Source organism: Chitinophaga sp. (assembly GCF_017745275.1).
GTDB lineage: Bacteria > Bacteroidota > Bacteroidia > Chitinophagales > Chitinophagaceae > Chitinophaga.
In genome coordinates this window covers 392,638-412,130 of record NZ_JAGHZS010000002.1, presented here as the reverse complement: position 1 = coordinate 412,130, position 19,493 = coordinate 392,638, and the positions used below count along the sequence as shown (strand labels likewise).

General features: G+C 47.5%; 18 protein-coding genes. 15 read left to right on the top strand and 3 right to left on the bottom strand.

Features of this window, described 5'->3' with window-relative positions; genetic code table 11:
- Positions 1 to 32 precede the first annotated feature (32 nt).
- Positions 33 to 665 (bottom strand): winged helix DNA-binding protein, encoded by a 633-nt coding sequence (locus J7623_RS07415; protein ID WP_291919112.1) that lies wholly within the window; start codon positions 663 to 665, stop codon positions 33 to 35.
- 125 nt (positions 666 to 790) lie between these two features.
- Between J7623_RS07415 and J7623_RS07410 the strand changes: the two genes are divergently transcribed.
- The 9 genes from J7623_RS07410 (at position 791) to J7623_RS07370 (ending at position 12,400) form a co-directional block, all read left to right on the top strand.
- Positions 791 to 1,255 carry a hypothetical protein gene (locus J7623_RS07410; protein ID WP_291919110.1) on the top strand — a complete coding sequence of 155 codons (465 nt, stop codon included), beginning with the start codon at positions 791 to 793 and terminating at the stop codon, positions 1,253 to 1,255.
- 21 nt (positions 1,256 to 1,276) lie between these two features.
- Positions 1,277 to 1,555, top strand: coding sequence for a hypothetical protein (locus J7623_RS07405; RefSeq protein WP_291919109.1), 279 nt, complete (start codon positions 1,277 to 1,279; stop codon positions 1,553 to 1,555).
- Positions 1,556 to 1,860: 305 nt separating this feature from the next.
- The gene (locus J7623_RS07400; RefSeq protein WP_291919108.1) at positions 1,861 to 2,373 is read left to right on the top strand and encodes a hypothetical protein; all 513 of its coding nucleotides are present in this window, start codon (positions 1,861 to 1,863) and stop codon (positions 2,371 to 2,373) included.
- Between the two features lie 77 nt (positions 2,374 to 2,450).
- Positions 2,451 to 2,999: an RNA polymerase sigma-70 factor gene (locus J7623_RS07395; RefSeq protein ID WP_291919107.1), complete on the top strand. Its 549-nt coding sequence runs from the start codon at positions 2,451 to 2,453 to the stop codon at positions 2,997 to 2,999.
- A 74-nt stretch (positions 3,000 to 3,073) separates the two neighbouring features.
- Positions 3,074 to 4,117: a FecR family protein gene (locus J7623_RS07390; RefSeq protein WP_291919105.1), complete on the top strand. Its 1,044-nt coding sequence runs from the start codon at positions 3,074 to 3,076 to the stop codon at positions 4,115 to 4,117.
- Positions 4,118 to 4,202: 85 nt separating this feature from the next.
- Positions 4,203 to 7,658 carry a SusC/RagA family TonB-linked outer membrane protein gene (locus J7623_RS07385; RefSeq protein WP_291919103.1) on the top strand — a complete coding sequence of 1,152 codons (3,456 nt, stop codon included), beginning with the start codon at positions 4,203 to 4,205 and terminating at the stop codon, positions 7,656 to 7,658.
- Between the two features lie 21 nt (positions 7,659 to 7,679).
- A complete protein-coding gene (locus J7623_RS07380) occupies positions 7,680 to 9,380 on the top strand; it encodes a SusD/RagB family nutrient-binding outer membrane lipoprotein (protein WP_291919101.1) in 1,701 nt (566 codons plus the stop codon).
- 36 nt (positions 9,381 to 9,416) lie between these two features.
- Positions 9,417 to 10,772 carry a PhoPQ-activated protein PqaA family protein gene (locus J7623_RS07375; protein ID WP_291919099.1) on the top strand — a complete coding sequence of 452 codons (1,356 nt, stop codon included), beginning with the start codon at positions 9,417 to 9,419 and terminating at the stop codon, positions 10,770 to 10,772.
- The gene (locus J7623_RS07370) at positions 10,772 to 12,400 is read left to right on the top strand and encodes a glycerophosphodiester phosphodiesterase family protein (protein ID WP_291919097.1); all 1,629 of its coding nucleotides are present in this window, start codon (positions 10,772 to 10,774) and stop codon (positions 12,398 to 12,400) included. Before J7623_RS07375 ends, J7623_RS07370 begins: the two co-directional genes overlap by 1 nt.
- On the opposite strand, the gene J7623_RS07365 is transcribed toward J7623_RS07370, so the two are convergent.
- Entirely contained in the window at positions 12,401 to 13,258 is an 858-nt protein-coding gene (locus tag J7623_RS07365; RefSeq protein WP_291919094.1) for a glycerophosphodiester phosphodiesterase family protein, read from the bottom strand. It lies immediately after the preceding gene.
- A 243-nt stretch (positions 13,259 to 13,501) separates the two neighbouring features.
- On the opposite strand from J7623_RS07365, the gene J7623_RS07360 reads away from it, so the two are divergent.
- The 6 genes from J7623_RS07360 to hisG all read left to right on the top strand — a co-directional run bounded on the left by J7623_RS07360 (position 13,502) and on the right by hisG (position 18,310).
- A complete protein-coding gene (locus J7623_RS07360) occupies positions 13,502 to 13,990 on the top strand; it encodes a group II truncated hemoglobin (protein ID WP_291919091.1) in 489 nt (162 codons plus the stop codon).
- 274 nt (positions 13,991 to 14,264) lie between these two features.
- Positions 14,265 to 15,689 carry a hypothetical protein gene (locus J7623_RS07355; RefSeq protein WP_291919089.1) on the top strand — a complete coding sequence of 475 codons (1,425 nt, stop codon included), beginning with the start codon at positions 14,265 to 14,267 and terminating at the stop codon, positions 15,687 to 15,689.
- A 19-nt stretch (positions 15,690 to 15,708) separates the two neighbouring features.
- Positions 15,709 to 16,761 (top strand): phosphoribosylaminoimidazolesuccinocarboxamide synthase, encoded by a 1,053-nt coding sequence (locus J7623_RS07350; protein ID WP_291919087.1) that lies wholly within the window; start codon positions 15,709 to 15,711, stop codon positions 16,759 to 16,761.
- Between the two features lie 33 nt (positions 16,762 to 16,794).
- Entirely contained in the window at positions 16,795 to 17,118 is a 324-nt protein-coding gene (locus tag J7623_RS07345; protein WP_291919085.1) for a hypothetical protein, read from the top strand.
- 19 nt (positions 17,119 to 17,137) lie between these two features.
- Positions 17,138 to 17,659 carry a hypothetical protein gene (locus J7623_RS07340; protein ID WP_291919083.1) on the top strand — a complete coding sequence of 174 codons (522 nt, stop codon included), beginning with the start codon at positions 17,138 to 17,140 and terminating at the stop codon, positions 17,657 to 17,659.
- A 3-nt stretch (positions 17,660 to 17,662) separates the two neighbouring features.
- Positions 17,663 to 18,310 (top strand): ATP phosphoribosyltransferase, encoded by a 648-nt coding sequence (hisG, locus tag J7623_RS07335; RefSeq protein WP_291919081.1) that lies wholly within the window; start codon positions 17,663 to 17,665, stop codon positions 18,308 to 18,310.
- Here hisG and J7623_RS07330 read toward each other — a convergent pair.
- A complete protein-coding gene (locus tag J7623_RS07330; protein ID WP_291919079.1) occupies positions 18,307 to 19,473 on the bottom strand; it encodes an acyltransferase in 1,167 nt (388 codons plus the stop codon). The genes hisG and J7623_RS07330 overlap by 4 nt on opposite strands.
- Between the last annotated feature and the right edge of the window lie 20 nt (positions 19,474 to 19,493).

Here is a 19,493-nt window from a genome sequence, read left to right as displayed (position 1 = left end):
GAAGCTAACAGCTAGAAGCTAACAGCTAAAAACTACCTGCTAACAGCTATCTCCTTATAAATCTCTTCAAATTCTTTTCCTTTATGGGATTGCCAGATACTGGTAAATTTTTCGTCTACGCTTTTCAATAATTGAAATGCCAGTTGCTTATCATCTTCTGTGAGGTCATGGAACATGATCTCAGCCAGCTGGCCAATACGTTTTCTGCAAACCACCAGCACTTTCTCTCCTTTAGCTGTTACTTTCAGTCGCTTGGATCGCTTATCTTCCTTATCATCGTATTCTGCCAGGTACCCCAATTTTTTTAACCGGTTCAGCTTATCGGTGCCGGTAGAAAGCTCCAGTAATGCCACATAGATGGCTTCCGTTTTCCGTGGCTCTTTCAGTTGCGCTACGGTATTCAGCAGTGCGTATTCGTCAATATTGCTGATGCCGGTGCCTTCCAATGCTGCTACGGTATAAATAGTATGCAACTTAAATATCCGGCCAATGCAACGCATCAGGATACCATCGTTGGTAACCGGCATGAAACGCCCCGCAGGCACTGCTTTTACTTCACTTTTCTCCCTGGCCAGGTAGTGGCGGCAAAAATCTTCCAGGCTGCTTTCAGGATGGCGATCATCGAAAGCGCCCCATGCTGTAATCAGCGCTACGGCTTTATTCATGTAACAGTTGTATTATTTCCGAAGTAAAAATATAAAAAATACTTCGGAAATTTTGTTTTTACTATATTTCCGATATACATTTACAAAAAGTATTTCGGTATTATAGTAATTTAATCTTCATGCTCATGTCAACACAAACCCTTCTTCAAAGCTTCATCGTAATACATCTGACAGGTTTCCTGCTTTTCGCGGGATCCATTATTGCAGACTTTATCGGCATCCGCCAATTCTGGAAGCAATACACTACTGATGCAGGCAAGGCCCCGGCCGTACTACAGGCAATATCGCCTTTTATGATCACTACACGTATAGGCATTGGCGTAATCATTTTATCCGGTGTGGGTATTATGGCAATGACCCACGGCGTATTCGGGGAACAAACCTGGTTCCGGATAAAGTTTGGACTGGTGTTACTCGTAATAGCCAACGCCCTGGTGATAGGGCAACGGCAGCGCTCCCGCCTGAATAAGGCCGTCAGCACCGATGATGCCATTCCCGGGAAAGTAAAAACCGGCTTAAAGAACTATCACCTGGTACAAATTATTTTCATCTTTATTATCGTACTGCTCAGTGTTTTTAAATTCAACTAGCCTGAAAAAAAGTAATGCCCGATGTGGTATATCCATTCTTATTCTTACCGGAATGATATTATCCCGGTTGGCATATATCTTCACCCATACCTGCAAAGCAATGTTGCGGGTATGGGCTTACCTGACCAGCTAACCAGGCTACACAGAAAGAAAAAGCTACCAACAACCCGTGTCATGAAACCGGTGCGCTTCCGCCTATACAACTACTGGCTCCTGCTGCGGATGTTGTGCATGCGCGACAAGCGGATTTCTTTCGCTGTACTCCGGTATATACTATGCCTGTTAGCCAGAAACGAATAAAACCAGGTCAGATGATTTGCACTCCTAACACGGTACAGAAACTGATCATCATTGGCATCTCTGCCTTGCTTTTCAAACGCTTACAAATGCCGCAACCTATCCGGGCATAAAGGTAAAGAGGTTGTCCTTTTCTCCCCGTTACGATGATCCGTTGCCGTTACCCCTCCCTTTGTTTTACCATCACTTCCCCTTGTTAATATGAACTAATTGTTAACCCGTGAGGGATTTATCATTTCCAAACGAATACATTATAAAGGCTTCCGAAGCAACTCATTCATCATCCCTATCATTTAACTTAAAAAGTTATGCGTAATTCCATCCCTGTAAAAGTACTGGCACTATTGGCAGCAGTGCAACTGCTGATGGCGTCCTGTAAAAAGAATAAGGACGCTGCCCCCGCAAAGTCGGAGAAATACGGACTGATAGCAGGTAACTGGCAACAAAAGGATATTGTTTTCGCTGTACCGGTGAAGCTCGGCGGACAAAACATCCCGGCTGGCACCAGCATTATTAAGCTGGCCCCCCTGCTGGGCCCGGCAGGCGCTTTATTCACCTGCACTACCACCAATACCTACCAGTTCAGCGCAGATGGCCAGTTTGCCATCAAAGGCTGTACAGACCTGATACTGCCCACTGCCGGCAATGCGGGCACCTGGAAACTGGATGTGCATGACGCCGTATTTTTATTAACAAACGGGAAAGGCGACAAGGACCCACACTGGATAGAAAATGTTAGCGACTCCGCCCTGGACCTGTCGATCACAGTCACCATTCCAAACGTAGCCACGGCTCCGTTAGTATTGAAACTGAAGAAGTAAGGAGCGGCCAAAATAACAATAATATAATCAGCAATTCCTTGTATCTTGTTTAGGTCCATTAGATATTTGCGATCATTATGGAAAGTATCGTACAGGATATAAAGAATGGAAATATCGAGCGTTTCAAAATGGTATATCAACAATATCATACAAAGCTCTATTTCTACGTATTGAAATGTACACATTCCGCTTACCTCTCTGAAGAGACGGTACAGCTATCTTTCATATTACTTTGGGAAAAAAGAGAGAAACTATCAACAAATTATAATATCTCCGCGCAACTGTTTCGTATAGCCAAAAGCGTGATGACGGATCTCCTGCGCAAACAACAGGTCAGGAACCGGCATACCGAATCAATGGTGCGCGAAACGCCCGACTGGCACATGGAAACAGACCTTACCGTGAAAGAAGAATTAACGCGGGTATATAATAGTATAGAACAACTATCTCCCATCAGGAGAAATGTTTTTAAACTAAGCCGCTTTGAAGGACTTCCACATAAAGAAATTGCCAGGCAGTTATCTATCTCTCCCAAAACAGTTGAAAATCACATTGTACGTGCAATACGACAGCTAAAAGACTCCCTGTTGTTGTTATTACCGGCCATCGTTGCCTGGTTTTGCTGATCCTTTTTTCTTACCCGAATATTTACTTATTGTTAAGCAGTGAGGGATTTACTGTTTTCAAACGAATACTACATATGAAGCATCCAGCAACATTACTTGAAAAGTTTTTCCGGGGAGAATGTAACGAAGCAGAAAAGCAGGCTGTCACCGCTTATTTCGCGGAGCATCCCGAAGCGCTGCAGCCCTGGTTAACAGAGGAGAGCTGGCATTCTTTTCACCCGGAGCACACTTTATCAACCGACGTTTCCGATAAAATGCTGGCCGTCATTGAAAGTAGTACCTGGGAAAAGAAAAAAGTGAAAACCATTTATTACAAATGGATCGCGGCGGCGGTATTAGGCGCCGCACTCACCGGCTTTGCATGGAGCAGGTATCACCACCAGCCCGTAGCACCAATTGCAGTAGTAACTCCAACGGCCCGGCGGGTTGCAGCACCAGATCCTTACATACAACAGGCCAATCATACGCGAAAAATAATGTCGATACGCCTGAAAGACGGTAGCACGGCAGCACTGGCGCCGGGTAGTCAGCTAAAGTACTTGTCTTCTTTTGCCATTACCGGCCGGGAAATATTTTTAACGGGAGAAGCCGTATTCAAAGTAGCCCCCGACAAAAACAAACCATTTACCGTGCATGCAGGTAACCTGGCTACTACTGCCTTAGGAACTGTTTTTAAAGTTACCGCCTGGAACGCCGTAAAAGGACCTATCCGCATTCAACTGATCAGCGGCAAGGTAAGGGTGCAACCAGATAGTTTGGGGAACAGCAAGGGGCTAAAAACCACGTACCTGCTGCCCGGTGAAGACCTTTCGTTTGATCCGGTCCGCATGACGGCCATAATCAATAAAAACGGGCATACACCCAATAAACAGGTGATCACGAAACCGGAAAAGGAAATATTCACGTTCAATAACGAACCACTGGCGAATATTTTCAGGTTGATGTCGGAGAAATATCACCTCACCATTCAATTCCAGGAAGGTACGCTCTCAGACATGAGCTTTACCGGAACATTTGATAGTAGCAAAGAATCCCTGACCGATTTTCTGTCTACCATCGCCACGTTAAACAACCTGACGATAAAGCAAACAAACAATGTTATTTACGTAACACCGTAAGCCGGATATAATCATCTTTAACTGTAACTAACTGCATCCTGAAAAGGCTGCCCGTGATTCCTTTTGCCTAAAAATGAAATATTTTATGCGTGTAAACATCCGACAATCCCGAAAAGATCGTCCCACCAAAACGATTTGGCTGCTGCTGTTATCGCAGTTATGTGCAGGCAGCCTGTTGGCACAGAATACACACCCCTCCGCCATCGGCATCATCAAAAATGCCAACAACGAAATCCTGGCGCGGGTGATGGTAAGAGTAGAAAATGCAGACAACCAGGTATTGGCCAATACCCTCACCAATGAAAAAGGTATTTTCACTTTCCCGAAACTACCCGCCGGCGGCCCTTACCGCTTTATCTTTAACTATGCCGGCTATACCACCGATACCCTGAAAGGCTACACCATTAATGACTCCAGCAAATTATCGCTGTCAGTTGTCCTGAAAAAAAAAGTAGAAGAGCTGGAACAGGTACTCGTCACCGCCCTCGGCATTAAAAGAGAAAAGAAAGCACTCGGCTACTCCGTAGAAGAAGTCGGCGGCAAAGAATTTAACCGCGTTACCCAGGAAAACCTCCTGAATTCCATGTCCGGTAAAGTAGCAGGGGTGACCATCAATTCTACCGGCGGTCCCGGTTCTTCCGTCAGCATGATCATCCGCGGCGCCACATCCCTCAGCAGCGACAACCAGCCGCTCTTTGTAGTAGATGGCGTACCACTGGCCAACACCGTGAATAACGTGAGCCAGATCGGACAAGATAATAAAGTAGACTATGGCAACGCTATCTCAGATATCAATCCCGACAACATCGAAAGTGTTACCATCCTGAAAGGACCCAGCGCTGCTGCATTATACGGCTCCCGCGCGGGTAACGGCGTAGTACTGATCACCACCAAAACAGGTAAAAAAGTAAACCGCGCTACCGTCAACGCTTCTGTGAATACCGTATTTGATATCCCGTACAAATACCTGAAATGGCAAACCAAATTCGGGTCCGGGCAATTCTCCGGTATCCCCGTATCACGCAGCGGTAACATGCTCACCAATCCTTTTGGTACTATTATCACGGAAAACATTGACGCCACTTTCGGAGCGGAGCTGGATCAGGGTTATGAAGAAGTACAATGGAACAGCCCAAAAGATCAGAACGGCAAACCCATTCCTATGCCACTGGTATCGCACAAGAACAACGTGAAGAATTTTGTAAACACCGGCATGACCACCACCACCGCTGTTTCCCTGGCCAACAACAATGAAAAGATTGCTTATCGTGTAGGTTACGCCAACATGACCAGCAAAGGCATCATTCCTAACACCGACTTATTTAAAAACGCACTGAACCTGAATTCCAGCTTACAGGCCAATTCAAAATTAAGCTTCACCACCAACATTGATTTCAGTCGCACCAATTCCAATAACCGCCCCGCAGGCGACAGGGGCGCCAATCCATTACAGGCTGTATACTCCATTTCTCCACACATCGATGTGCGCGACCTGAGAGATTATTGGATGCCCGGACAGGAAGGCCTGCAACAACGTACACAAGCCAACGGCGTTTTTAACAATCCTTACTTCCTCGCCTATGAAGTGAAAAATGGCTTTGTGAGAGACCGCGTATTCGGTAACATCAGGGCCGACTGGAAAATATTGCCTTCCCTCAGCTTCATGGCCCGTTACTCACTGGATACCTACAATGAAAAAAGAGAAACAAAAATTGCCAACAGCTACATCAACAATCCCGGTGGCGCATATGGTATCATCAATCTCAGCAACTTTGAACGCAATATAGATGTGTTGCTGACCTATAAGAAAGATATCGGCAACTTCGACTTCTCTGTTTCCGCAGGTGGTAACAAACGCTATCAGACCGGCAAAAATATTATCACTTCTACCAAAGACGGTACCGGTTTAAATACACCCGGCGTATACACCATTCAAAATATTGCACCACAAAACCTGAACTATAACAGCACCATGTTCGAGAAAGGAGTGAACAGCATCTATGGTATGTTAAACGTAGGCTATAAAGGTATGGCCTACCTCGATGTAACGGGTCGTACGGACTGGTCCAGCACCCTTCCTGATGCTGCGGCCTATTTTTATCCGGCGGCCTCATTGAGTTTGCTCGTGAATGAAATGGCACACCTTACCTCCGACAATATTAACCTGGTCAAACTAAGAGCCGGCGCCGCCCAGGTAGGTAACGACGCCTCTCCTTACCAGTTGCTGGCTACACTGTATAATGCCGGCGCCTGGGGAAATATCCCACGTTTATCTACTTCCGGTAACCTGCTCAATCCTTTCCTGAAACCGGAAATCGCTACCTCTTACGAAGGTGGCGCCGATATCAACCTGTTCAAAAATCGCCTGCGTTTTGCGGCCACCTGGTACATGGTGGAAAACAAAAACCAGATCTTCAGTCCTAAAACAGCGCCATCGTCAGGATTTTCCTCCCGCAACATCAACGCCGGTTTGCTGAGAAGCCGCGGTGTAGAATTAACCCTTGGCGGTACACCCGTGCAGCAGAAAAACTGGCGATGGGATGTAAACGTGAACTTCACCCGCAACAGAACAAAAATCATTTCCCTGCCTGACGACCTGCCTTACTACACGCTCTGGCAGGAAGGTAAAGGAGGTGCATGGACCTACGTAGGAGAAGACATCGGCGATATTTACGATGCTCAACTGGTGACCGTTACCGATAAATCATCTCCCTACTATGGCTATCCGCTACTGGATAATACTGGTAAATGGCAGAGTTTAGATGCCACGAATGCACGTAATAAAATCGGCAACTTCAACCCCAACTTCATCATGGGATTGCAAACCAGCGTGAGCTATAAAAACTTTACGCTGAGCATGACCTTCGACTGGAGAAACGGAGGCGACTTCGTTTCACAAACCTACCGTTATGGAGAAGAGAAAGGTAACTCCCAACTCTTCCTCGATAAACTCACCAATCCTGGTAATATGAAAGGACAGGAACTCAGGGATTATCTCGTGAGTCACCAGGATGAACTGGTCATCCCCAGCGGCAATCACTTTCCATTAGTAGGTGGCCCTACGCCGGAATACAACGGTTACGGATTTGCCTATGGCCCGTATGTACTGCCTTATGGTGGTGTATTTATCCCCGGCGTAAGAGCCAAAGGATATGATGCCAATGGTAACCCTACCGGCTATATCGAAAACCTGGGCGGCCCCGGTACTACTACCCTTCCTTATGCAGGTAGTACAGCCTGGTCTTTCACCAGGGCATTCCTGTTCCCGGCGTCTTACCTGAAACTGCGGGAAGTATCGCTTTCGTATGAGCTGCCCAAACGACTGCTCTCCGGTATTAAAGTACAAAACGCCAGCGTATCCATTTACAGCCGGAATATTATCCTGTGGACGGCCGCTAAAATTGGTATTGATCCGGAAAACGCCTACCAGCCTTCCACCACCGTACAAGGCTCTGGTATGCAGTTCATGCAGGGCATTGAAAGATACAATGTTACTCCCTGGTCTATTCCCATGGGCGCTAAACTGAACGTTACTTTTTAAGAGCTCATTTAACTCAGCAACATGAAAACAGTTACTAAATCAATTATACTTTGCCTTGGGTTGTTAGGTACTACAATGACGGCGTGTAAAAAGGACCTGGTGAAATTGAACGAAAACCCCAACGGCTCCAATCCCGCTACTATCAATCCCAACCTGGTGATGTCTACCGTGTTAACACAGGCGGGCATTGAAATCGTGACACTGGGCTACCAGGATATGGCCGGCGTAATGCAGCATACGCAGAAAGACGGCTGGACTACTACGCACAACGAATACGACTGGGGTGGCAGCAATAGCTGGACTGCCTACTACGATATCCTGCGTAATAACCAGCTGGTATATAACCGCGCCGTTACTTTACAAAATGAATTACAACAAGGTGTAGCCCTCGTCATGAAGTCCATGATGTTTGGTCTCATCACTGATTTGTGGGGAGATGCGCCGTATTCACAGGCGTTGAAAGGTGAAGATGGTCCACCCGCCACTACACCGGTGTATGATCCGCAGCAGGATATTTACACCGGCATACTCTCTGACCTGGAAAAAGCCAACACCTTACTTTCTAAGCCTAAGAGCGCCTATCCGGCGCCCATTGATGCGGTTGACGTATACTACCAGGGCGACCCTGCAAAGTGGCGCAAAATGGCTAATTCGCTCGCCTTACGTTATTACATGCGTTTATCAGAGAAGCTGCCTGCCATAGCCAAAGCGGGCATTGAAAAAATAGCGGGCAATCCAACGCAGTACCCGATCATCACTGATGCGGCTGATGATGCCACCATGTCGTTTCCCGGCAACAGCAACGCGGACTCCTGGCCGGCGAATGCCATCTACGACAGCGACAGCAGCAACTATCGCCGCCTGAAAATGTGCAACACCCTCGTTACCTCCCTGGAGTCACTGCATGATCCACGCCTCGGCGTTTGGGCCAACAAAGTACAATGCTTCCTGGTGGTAGATGATAAACAACCTCCCGGCACCGGCAACGTATACAAAGCGGTAGACACCGTGGTAAACGGAGAAAACCGGAAAGTAAGATATATATCACCCGATGTACTCGCCGCAAAAGGACTTACCCTGAAAGATATTAACCAGGATGTGAACTATGTAGGACTACCACCTGCTATCCCCGGCCCGGCAGTATATAATTTAAGCCCCGATGCAGCACAGGCTTCCCGCAATCCGCACGTATCCTGGCTCAACGATATTTACAAACAAGCCAAAGGCCCTTTGCTGAAAGCACGCCTGATCTCTGCAGCCGAAGTACACTTCATCCTCGCCGAAGCCAGCGCCGTTAAAGGCTGGGCTGCCGGCGATGCGGAAACACATTACAACGCAGGGATCAAAGCTTCGTTCAACACCTGGGGCGTAAGTGGCAACCTGGCCGCCTATCTCTCTCAGGCAAATGTAAAATTCAATAATACCCAGGAACAGATCATTACCCAGAAATGGATCGCCAGCTGGACCACCGCCACAGAAGCCTGGGCCGACTATAAACGTACCGGCTATCCGAACTTACACGCAGGCCCTTATGCCAAAGCACCTGTATTACCGGTACGGCTATACTATATGCTCGATGAAAGAAACCTGAATAAAACCAATGTTACAGAAGCCATGAAACGGCTGGAAGTAACGCCTCAATCAGGTTTTGGCGCCAACGGTCCCCAAAACAGTCCCTGGTCCAAACCATGGATTATTCAAGGCACCGGCAAACCATGGTAAACATTTTTTATCTTACTATAAATCACTCCTCCGCATATGAAACAACGCTTTCTGAAAACAACAGCCACCCTGTTTGTTCACCTGCTTTTTTTCGTGGCAGCGTTTGCACAACAAACCATTACACCCGCCACCGCACTGAAAAGCTACCTGAACAACGGCGACACTTCTTTCCACTATGAGTTGAAAGACTCCTTTAATATCAGCCAGGTAAAATGCTATAGCATATTACTCACCTCCCAGAAATGGCGCGACTATACCTGGACACACCAGCTCGTCATCTTTGTACCTGCCAACGTGAGCTATGACGGCGCCCTGCTGTTTATTACCGGGGGCTCCGTAAAAAATGGCCTTCCTAACTGGAACGGTCCTACGGATGAACTATATCAGCAAATAGCCTCCGTAGCTAATACCAATAAAGCCATTACTGCAGTACTCAGACAAACACCCAATCAGCCACTCTTCAAAAACTTGACAGAAGATGCGCTGATATCTTATACCCTTCACCAGTTTAAAGAAGATGGCGACTATACCTGGCCCCTGCTGTTCCCCATGGTGAAAAGCGCCGTGCGTGCTATGGACGTAGTACAGGACTTCTCCAAAGCAAGGTGGTCGCAAAACGTAAACCGGTTTGTAGTATCCGGCGCTTCCAAACGTGGCTGGACCACCTGGCTCACCGGTGCCAACGACTCCCGCGTAACCGCTATCGCCCCCATGGTCATTGATGTGTTGAACATGCCGGTAAGCCTCGATTATCAAATCAAAACGTGGAAAGAATACAGCATACAAATTGAAGACTACGTGAAACTGGGTATTCCACAGGCAGCACATACGGAAGGCGGACAAGCCATCAACACCATGATAGATCCTTATTCCTACCGCCAGTTGCTCACCATGCCTAAAATGATTTTCATGGGTACCAACGATGAATACTGGGTAGTAGACAACGTTAAAAACTACCTCGATAGCATCCCCGGCAAAAATATGCTCAACTACACTCCCAACGCAGGACATAACCTGGGCGATAAAAAACATGCCTTTGAGGCATTGAGCGCATTCTTTGGAACTACCATGGCGCAACAGGCTTATCCTGCCTGTAGCTGGAACACCAGCACCCGCCGCGGAAAAGTAAAACTCACAGCCAAAGCAACCGCTGATCAACTGGTAGATGTGATCCTGTGGACCGCTAACTCTACCGACCTGGACTTCCGTAATGAGAAATGGTCGTCCCAAAGCCTGGGACAAGCCCGCAAATCAACTGTAAAAGTGAGCACCCCATTGCCAGCCAGCGGCTATAGCGCTTTTTACGTAGACCTTCAATATAAAAATGCTACCGGGGGCACCTACTCCGTGAGTACCCGTGTATTCGTGACCGATACTAAACAGATCCTGTAATGATGAAGCATATATTCCTGTTTGCCGGCGCCTGCCTGTGGATGCAGATCTCTTTTGCACAACAGGCAGCGCCGCTGCCGGCCACCAAAAATAAATTCGTGGTAGTGGCACATCGTGGCAACCATGTAGAGATGCCGGAAAACACGATAGCCGCTATTAATGCTACCATCCAATGCGGCGCTGACTATGCAGAACTGGACCTCCGTACCACCAAAGACGGACAACTGGTACTTATGCACGACGCTACCGTAGATCGTATGACCAACGGGAAAGGAAAAGTAGCAGACCTCACCTGGCAGGAAATCAAACAACTAAAAGTCAATAGCAAAGATGGGAAAGACTATCACGTACCTACCTTTGCGGAAGCCCTGCATGCCAGCAAAGACAAAGTGAATATTTACCTCGACTTCAAAGACGCCGACGTAGCCGAAACATGGAAACAGATACAGGCCGCCGGGATGGAAAAACAGGTAGTCGTATATCTCAACAGTAAAGAGCAATATAAACTATGGAGAAAAACAGCGCCACAAATGCCGCTGATGACCAGCGTACCTGATGAAGTAACCACCACCGCGCAACTCAACTACCTGCTCGACAATCTCGCCATTGCTGTATTGGACAATGTCACCGATAGCGCCATGCTGGCGGTTACCCGTCAACACGGCGTAGCGGTATGGCTTGATGCACAAACACCTTCAGAAGGTCCGGCCAGCTGGAATACAGTATTAAGCAAAGGTGTACAAGGCATGCAAAGTGATCACCCCGGGGCACTCGTCACCTACCTGAAAACAAATAATCTCCGCGATGGCAATACTGGCGCCGCTTTACCGGCTGTAGCCAGCAGCAACAACTACATCACCATGAAGAATGTTCCTTATGGCGATGCCGGAGACGATAATACCCTGGATGCTTATCTTCCCGAAAATCATTCCGCCAGCACTAAAATCATCGTGTACCTGCATGGTGGTGGCTGGACAGGCGGCGACAAAAAAGAATTTCCGAAACAGCTGATCGATGAACTGGCCGGCAAACTGCACTACGGCGTGGTGTCTATGAACTACCGCCTGATCCGGAAGGATCACCAGAACATTTACCCCGCTCAGCTGGACGATGTAAAAAAAGCGTTGGCGTTCATATCTTCCAAATCCAAAAAACTACAATTTGATGGCCACCAGTTTGCTTTGATAGGCGGCAGTGCCGGCGCTTACCTCGCCCTGCAATACGCCTATGCCTGCGATAGTTTACGCCAGGTCAAAACTGTGGTGGACCTTTGGGGACCAACAGATTTTGCCGATAAAAAAGTAAGACAGGAAAATAAAGAGGCAGATGAAAAAGTAGCACGCCTGCTGGATGAACCGGATCCGGCCGCCCGGATTGCATTTGATGCCAGTCCTTACTACCGGCTCACCAAAGCCAGTGGTGTACCTACTATTTTGTTTCATGGCGGGCAAGATCCGCTTGTAGATGTTAGCCAGGCTAAAAAGCTACATGAAAAACTAACATCGCTCAATATCCCGACACAGTTTGAGCTTTATCCAACGGAAAAACATGGAATGGGGTTAACAGCTTCCATGGATGTATTTGCGAAAGTCATCAGCTGGTTAAAACAATATTATCCTGCCGAATAATTATTTGTGCAGGCCCTTCTTACGCAGGTATGCCAATAGCTTCTCCGGAAAATCTGTTTGAATAGCATTGGCATACTTTGCATCTTTCAGGCGCTGATCAAAGCCGCTATCTGCCTGCTTCGCCTCCATCTTGTCATAATCTCCCAGCGTATTAATCCAGATCCGGGTGCCGCTGCCGGCAACACGCTGCATGGTAGAGTCGGTGTAAAAATCATCATCGATATGAATCACTGGAAACTTACCCATTTTTTCTATCTCATGTATTTCTGCGATACTATGTGCACGTGGCATCACCTGTAACTTTGGATTCCATTGCAGCAGCTGTGTAGCATACGGATGTTCATAAATAAAGAACAACACCTGTTGCTCCATTTTATGTTTTGCGATCATATCTACCGTTTGTTTGGCAGCTTCATCGCCATCCGCTTTAAAGTCCACATCCACCATAATTTTGCCTTTGGTAAGCTGCAGCACCTGTTCAAACGTAGGTATCTTTTCTTTGGTAGGTTGTCCGTTAAACAACAAGGGGAACTGCAATAACTCCTGGTAAGTGTAATCGGTGGTTTTGCCCGGCTTACCAGTTGTACGGGTAATTTTCTCATCATGCATAATAATGAGCACGTGATCTTTCGTTTCCCGTACATCAATTTCTACAATGTCAATGCCTTGTTCAATCGCCTCCCGGATGGCTGCCAGCGAGTTCTCCGGGTATTTGGTATGTGCGGCACGATGCGCCGTAACCATGATATGCTCCGGATGATGATAAAACTCATCGATGATAGCCGCTACGGGTTGGGCTTTCTGTGCTGTTGCGGATAAAGAAGTAATGACTGACACGACTAAAAAAATGCGTTTCATGACGTTATTTATTTTCTAAGATGACAGGGATAAATACTGGTTAGGCCGCTACGGGCAACTGCTACAGCGCGTTCAAAGTTTCCATGACAACACAAACGCGATACACAGATCACGATGATGGAAAGTACGCAAGGTATTCAACGAATGCAAACTTATTTTTTAAATGGTGTTACCCTTTTGTTAAGCCATGGGCGCCTACTCTTTGGTAGGCCCTTGGAGTTCTTTTCTAAACTTTCTAGCTTTATGAAAAAAGAGATGAGCAACAAACCGATACCCACATTGTATGAATGGGCCGGCGGCATGCCGGTGTTCGAAGAATTAATCCGCGCTTTTTATGACAAGGTTGTATTGGACGATTTAATCGGGCCGATATTTAAGCATATGTCGCCCTCCCATCAATTGCATGTAGCGCACTTCATCGCTGAAGTATTTGGCGGGCCTAAATTATACAGCAACGGCGAAGGTTCCCATGCGGCCATGATTCAGAAGCACCTGGGCAAACACCTCAAAGAAGTACATCGCCAGAGGTGGGTGCAGCTACTCCTCGCTACCGCCGATGAAATGAACCTGCCGGCAGACCCGGAATTCCGTGCTGCTTTTGTAGCGTATATTGAATGGGGTACCCGCATTGCCATTATCAATTCCAATGAAACCAATTTGCCGGTAAAGCCGGATGAACCGATGCCTAAATGGGGATGGGGAGAACCCGGTGGACCTTATCAGCCGGAATAAAGGCTGCTATTAGCATTTAGCTGTTTCGCAGCTAAATGCTAAACTTTTTTTATTGCGGGAAATTACCTAACTTTAAATAGATCGCTGCCCGCAGCTATCACTTGTTAATAGAATACCTCAAAATAAGTTGAACAAACCCCTTAGCCCGGAATTTTTAATTTATGAGAAAGGGTCGCCTCCCCCAGGGCAATAAAAAGTATCTTTTCCCATAAAGCATTGCATCAAATCGGACATTATCGCAGCATTCAGGCGTGACTATCTCATCTCTTTTACTTTGAAAGATCAACTGTTTATACCACCATCCGTGGATATGAGCCCTTTCCGCTCCATATTTAAACATAAATATGCCGGCTTTCGCATCGTTACCATGCCACCGGGATGGCGGGAAAAAGAAGAAAGCGATTTTACCTTTGTCCTCTTCCATGAAGAACTGGATGAAGCCGAATTACGTGAATTTTTCACCGTAGCAACCTCCTTACAACTGGTAAATCCCCGCCCGGTAAGCCGTCAGTTGCTGGAATTATCTTCCCTGTTTCACCCGCTGTTTTTTGAGCGTTTTGTACAGGAAACCAACATAGCTCCTGCTGATGAAAACTACCGCCAGTTTATACAATCATTACAAACATTTCATCCGCTGCTACCGGTAGACCCCAATACCGGCATGGGTACCAACCGTTACTACCTGCAGTCCCTGTTGTTCCTGGCGGGTTGCACCCTGAGTGCAGCCATTATACAAAATCGCTTTACAGAGGCCACTATTCAAAGTAAACTGGACAGGCTCTGGCAAATATCTGCCTATCTTGAATCACTGGAAATAACAGTCATCAGCAAAGAGGACCTACAGCAATTTGTACTGCATTATGGATATGCTACTGACCTGGATGCTTTCGACCGCATCAGCGCCATCAAAAAAATGTATGGCCGCCTGCTGACGGCCCTCAGCGACGGTGTTACTACCACACCGCTGCTGGTCACAGCCAGCACACTCACGGCAGCCCAACAAACACGATTTGGCTTTAGCCAACAACTGCGGGATTTACTGTCAGACAACCTGCTCGCCATCTTTGTATACGGCTCCTCCGTTACCAGCGAAAGCTTCGCTGACTATGACGTGATCTTGTATGTAAAATCATCCGATGCCGCACTGCAGGCACTAAGCGGGCAAAATCCATCTTACCGGGGTGTAGATATCAATATCAGCGTGTATGATGAAACAGACTTTTATGGATGCCAGTCGCTGTCCGGCGACAACCTTAATCAACACGTATTATGCTTATACGGACAAGCCGTTATCCCCGTAAAACCGGCTCATGACCTGCTATACCGCAACTTCAGCTTCGGCTACGTACGTATGCGGCAACTGCTGGGAATGGCGGGCTTCCTGGCTAAAGAGGGTACACACTTCGGGCTGGAAGGGAAAGCAAATCTTTACCAGTATTTTATCAAGATACCCATGCATATTACCAAAGGTATGCGCGCCGCCATGCGGGAACCGAATAACAAAGAACTGATTAATGCCTGGACAACGACCACGCTTCATTACGCCATAGAAGACCAGGTAGCTCTTTGTGAAAGCGGACGCCCCTGGGAAGCCATCGCCAATGCGTACGCCGCTACGCTCCAGCTGTTGTATGTACTCAACGATGCCTATCACGCTTTCGACTATACGGAATATGACCTGCCCGATTTTTTAAGATAAACTATAAAGCATGCAGCATATGTCGTCCATCTATATCATCAATGAATGCCGGGCAACGCCCGAAAATCGCATCGCTACCGCTATCCGGCAATTACAGTCCCTGGAGTTTCCGGTGGTGCTGACTACACAACCTCTTATCCCTCTTCACCAACCCTGCCTGGTACTGACAGATACCACCGGTGCTCACTCGAACGCATCTACGATAGTGATAAAATTATATGAACCAGTGGAAAGTATCGTAGAACACATCCTGCAAAAAATTCCTTTCAGCTTTGAGCTGCTGCCACTCCTGGTAGAAGGAGAAAGCAAAATTATCAGGTACTGGACACCACGGGTGGTGATAGAAAAATTTAAACCCACCGTATACTCCTATACTCATAACCGTTACGGGCTGGTAGACGGCACCGACGCTATCCGGATTAAATTCACCACTGCGGTGTACCGTAAAATGCTGCAGCATGGGAAAGGCCTCGCCTGCGCTCCCGCCAGCGCCTTCCTGGCAGAAATAGAAAATGAACAGGGCTTGTTTATTGTGCAATTACTGGTAGATACCTGTAATATAGAAACCAGGATTAAAAGGTATCATATCGGCTCCCCCGTGCACCGATACCGGTATACCGATAAATATCCGTCAACGCTTCCGGATGCACGCCCGATAAGCCGATGGACCCGCTTCGAGGCACCCATCGTATGCTTCGACTGGCGCCATCCCCTGACCGATGAAAACAATAACCGGCTCGCAGATGAGCCCATCTCCGACGACTACGCCGCGCTCTGGATACAGGACCTTTCCTACGCTAAGAAAATGGCGCTGGAAACATTCCTCTGGCTGGAAAAAATGTTTTTTCAATCCGGTATTACCCTCATTGACATGTGCATCTTTATTGATCGCAGCGGTAAACTGATCTATGGTGAAATCAGCCCGGACTGCATGCGCATCCGATGGAACAGCCTTCATCCGGAACAGGCTGAATCAATGGACAAAGACTTGTGGAGAAAAGGAGCCGCACCAGAAAAGCTATATGAAAATTATGAAAAAGCATATTCCTCGATGTTCCCTGTAAATAGCTAACTACTTATTCATCTCACCAAAAAAATAAAAACAATGGCTACTTCATTTAAAGAAAACCTCAGCAGCAGAACCATTTCCCCTGCCGGCATGATTACCCTCCCGCCGGCAGCACGTCACCTGCTTAAGTTTCAGAAAGGACAGGGGAAACGTATAGGCTTTTCCGTAGAGAAGGATAAGGTAACGCTTTATCCAACAGCAACGGATAAACGTCCTTTTAAAGAGGTGTCTGCCCGTGGGTTGATGAAATTAAACCAGGCCGCAGGCGCTATCCTTAAAAATGGCCATAAAGGCGCCGGCAAATACCTGGTAAAGCTGGATGAAAAAGACGGCAACGTAGGGCTATATCCTCATCATTAATGTAGCTGGCAACCACCGTATGGACAACCAACAACGACCGCTTATACTGGCCATAGACGGACATGACGGCGCCGGTAAAACCACCCTGGCTACCTTACTGGCACAAGCCACCGGCGGAACTTATCTCCGCCCCTTTGGTGGAAAAACAGGCGCCGCCCTCCTGGCACATGCTGAAAAAAAAGAGTACCAACAGGTAGCTGATCTCGGCAAAGCCGCCATCAATGGATTACTGGCAGCAAACAGTCAGGATATACTCATCTTCGACCGGCACTGGATGACTATTTTCACGCTCATCCCTGCCAGCTATTACCAGGATTGGCTACCGGTGCCGCCTACTACGCTTTGCTACGCAGACATCAGCACTACCCTGCAACGACTCGAGGCCCGAACAGAAGAAACATTCGATGTGGCTTATCATACCGGCTATATGGCGCAATACCTTCAGTTAGGAAAAACTTATGGCGCCAACATCCTCAGAACAGATCAATATCCCCAGGATGTTTGCCTGGCAAAACTGCTTTACTGGGTTCATAACTTATAATATATGCAACTGCCAAAAACTGATAACACTTGTCGCTTCCCATCACCGCTGCGGATTGCCATCGGGAAAGGGCGGGGCTTTGCTGAATCAGTATCATTAATGGAGATGCCGGACACCCCGGCGTTTAAAAGCTTCATGAATGGAGACGTGCCTGTATTTCATGATACGACCTGTAGTCTTACGGTGGTGACTGTACGTAGCCGCGACCTCTGCTGGATGCTGGAACAGGGACATATTGATGTGGCCATCGGCAGCAGCATCTGGTTCCGGGAATATGGATTGTCGTCCCTTAGCTGCCTGCAACCATTACCGATGCAGCAATGCCGCCTCTCGCTGATAGCGCCGTCCGTAATCCTCCCACAACATATCCATACCATCTGCACAAAGTTTACGTCGGTGGCACAACGCTATATCGCTGCACATAACATGAACGCCCGCATTATTCCTATGGAAGGCACCCACGAAACAGCGCTCTACCTGCACATAGCAGACGCCATTATAGATGTGATTGAAACCGGGCGCACCATCCGGCGAATGGGCTTCTGTGAGCTGGACACCATTACCACACTGCAACATGAAATATGGACCCGCAAAACAGACATGGCTGCACAGGAACTATTTATGTCTCATTTAAAGCAACCCGTTTGTTAGGCCCGCAGGTGTTCCACCATCATGGCCTCCTGCTTTCCCTTTCTCTTCTGTAATATTCGTTGGCGCAACCGCAAACACGGTGCCTCCACCAACTTATTCAGTATAAAAGCCGCCGCTACCGCCGCCAGCAGAGAAGCCACAAGCATGGCATTGCCCTTCGGCGCCAGTCCTGCTTTTTCGAAGAGTGGCTGCACCAGGTGTATCACGCCTTTATGGGATAAGTATAATACAAAAGATAATTTGGCGATCAGCGCTGTAATGCGGCTGTTAAACCGGTATAAAACATTACCCGGACTTACCGCGCCTAATACCAGTAAACTATATCCAATGGCAATAACAGGATATCCCAGGATAGAGGCCCAAAAGTTTTTCTGCTCCTCACATAAAAACCAGGCGCCTGTTAATACCAGTAGTCCTGCCACCAAAATGGCATGGCTATAACGAATGATCCACGCTTTAACGGATGGCAGAAATGTAAATAACGCGGCTCCTGCCACCCCCGCCAATAAGCCATCCAGGCGGTTATAAGTAGGATAGTACATTTCCATGTACCAATATTTCCAGTAATCATCCGCACCTTCATGTGGAGCAATCAGGTATTGCCAGCAATACCACCGGATAACGAAGCCTGCTAAGAACAATACGGGCAATAGTATCCAACCCTTTCGCGCCACCTTCCACGCTACCAATCCGGTAAGCACCAACGGCAGTAGTAAATAAAAATGCTCTTCTACACACAACGACCACACATGAGAAAAGGTGCCGTCCGTTTTAATATCCAATCCGAAGTTTTGCGTAAACGTCAGGAACTTCCATAAGGGCGGCAGCTGCTCTCTTTCATGGAAAGCCGGAATGAATACATATATGGCCAGCACCAACAAATACGGTGGGATAATCCGGAAGAAGCGCTTGATAAAAAATTCAGGTAAAGAGATGGCTTTCCCCTTTGCCATCTGCTCAAATAACTGTGAGGAAATCAGGAAACCACTCAGCACAAAAAATAGATCTACTCCCGTCCACCCAAAGCCTATCACATCATCCACCCACTGCGGATGAGCAAACATGCGATAATGATACAGCAATACCAGCGTGATGGCCAGCGCTCTCAGGTGGTCTAAACCAACTAATTTTTTGGATGTGGGTAACGTAGATAAGTTTTGCATATTTCTTTGTACGGCGAGGA

What these genes read in the sequence shown, in the direction of transcription:
- J7623_RS07415 (WP_291919112.1), bottom strand. Translation starts at nt 665, where the DNA reads ATGAATAAAGCCGTAGCGCTGATTACAGCATGGGGCGCTTTCGATGAT.
- J7623_RS07410 (WP_291919110.1), top strand. Translation starts at nt 791, where the DNA reads ATGTCAACACAAACCCTTCTTCAAAGCTTCATCGTAATACATCTGACA.
- J7623_RS07405 (WP_291919109.1), top strand. Translation starts at nt 1,277, where the DNA reads ATGTGGTATATCCATTCTTATTCTTACCGGAATGATATTATCCCGGTT.
- J7623_RS07400 (WP_291919108.1), top strand. Translation starts at nt 1,861, where the DNA reads ATGCGTAATTCCATCCCTGTAAAAGTACTGGCACTATTGGCAGCAGTG.
- J7623_RS07395 (WP_291919107.1), top strand. Translation starts at nt 2,451, where the DNA reads ATGGAAAGTATCGTACAGGATATAAAGAATGGAAATATCGAGCGTTTC.
- J7623_RS07390 (WP_291919105.1), top strand. Translation starts at nt 3,074, where the DNA reads ATGAAGCATCCAGCAACATTACTTGAAAAGTTTTTCCGGGGAGAATGT.
- J7623_RS07385 (WP_291919103.1), top strand. Translation starts at nt 4,203, where the DNA reads ATGCGTGTAAACATCCGACAATCCCGAAAAGATCGTCCCACCAAAACG.
- J7623_RS07380 (WP_291919101.1), top strand. Translation starts at nt 7,680, where the DNA reads ATGAAAACAGTTACTAAATCAATTATACTTTGCCTTGGGTTGTTAGGT.
- J7623_RS07375 (WP_291919099.1), top strand. Translation starts at nt 9,417, where the DNA reads ATGAAACAACGCTTTCTGAAAACAACAGCCACCCTGTTTGTTCACCTG.
- J7623_RS07370 (WP_291919097.1), top strand. Translation starts at nt 10,772, where the DNA reads ATGATGAAGCATATATTCCTGTTTGCCGGCGCCTGCCTGTGGATGCAG.
- J7623_RS07365 (WP_291919094.1), bottom strand. Translation starts at nt 13,258, where the DNA reads ATGAAACGCATTTTTTTAGTCGTGTCAGTCATTACTTCTTTATCCGCA.
- J7623_RS07360 (WP_291919091.1), top strand. Translation starts at nt 13,502, where the DNA reads ATGAAAAAAGAGATGAGCAACAAACCGATACCCACATTGTATGAATGG.
- J7623_RS07350 (WP_291919087.1), top strand. Translation starts at nt 15,709, where the DNA reads ATGTCGTCCATCTATATCATCAATGAATGCCGGGCAACGCCCGAAAAT.
- J7623_RS07345 (WP_291919085.1), top strand. Translation starts at nt 16,795, where the DNA reads ATGGCTACTTCATTTAAAGAAAACCTCAGCAGCAGAACCATTTCCCCT.
- J7623_RS07340 (WP_291919083.1), top strand. Translation starts at nt 17,138, where the DNA reads ATGGACAACCAACAACGACCGCTTATACTGGCCATAGACGGACATGAC.
- hisG (WP_291919081.1), top strand. Translation starts at nt 17,663, where the DNA reads ATGCAACTGCCAAAAACTGATAACACTTGTCGCTTCCCATCACCGCTG.
- J7623_RS07330 (WP_291919079.1), bottom strand. Translation starts at nt 19,473, where the DNA reads ATGCAAAACTTATCTACGTTACCCACATCCAAAAAATTAGTTGGTTTA.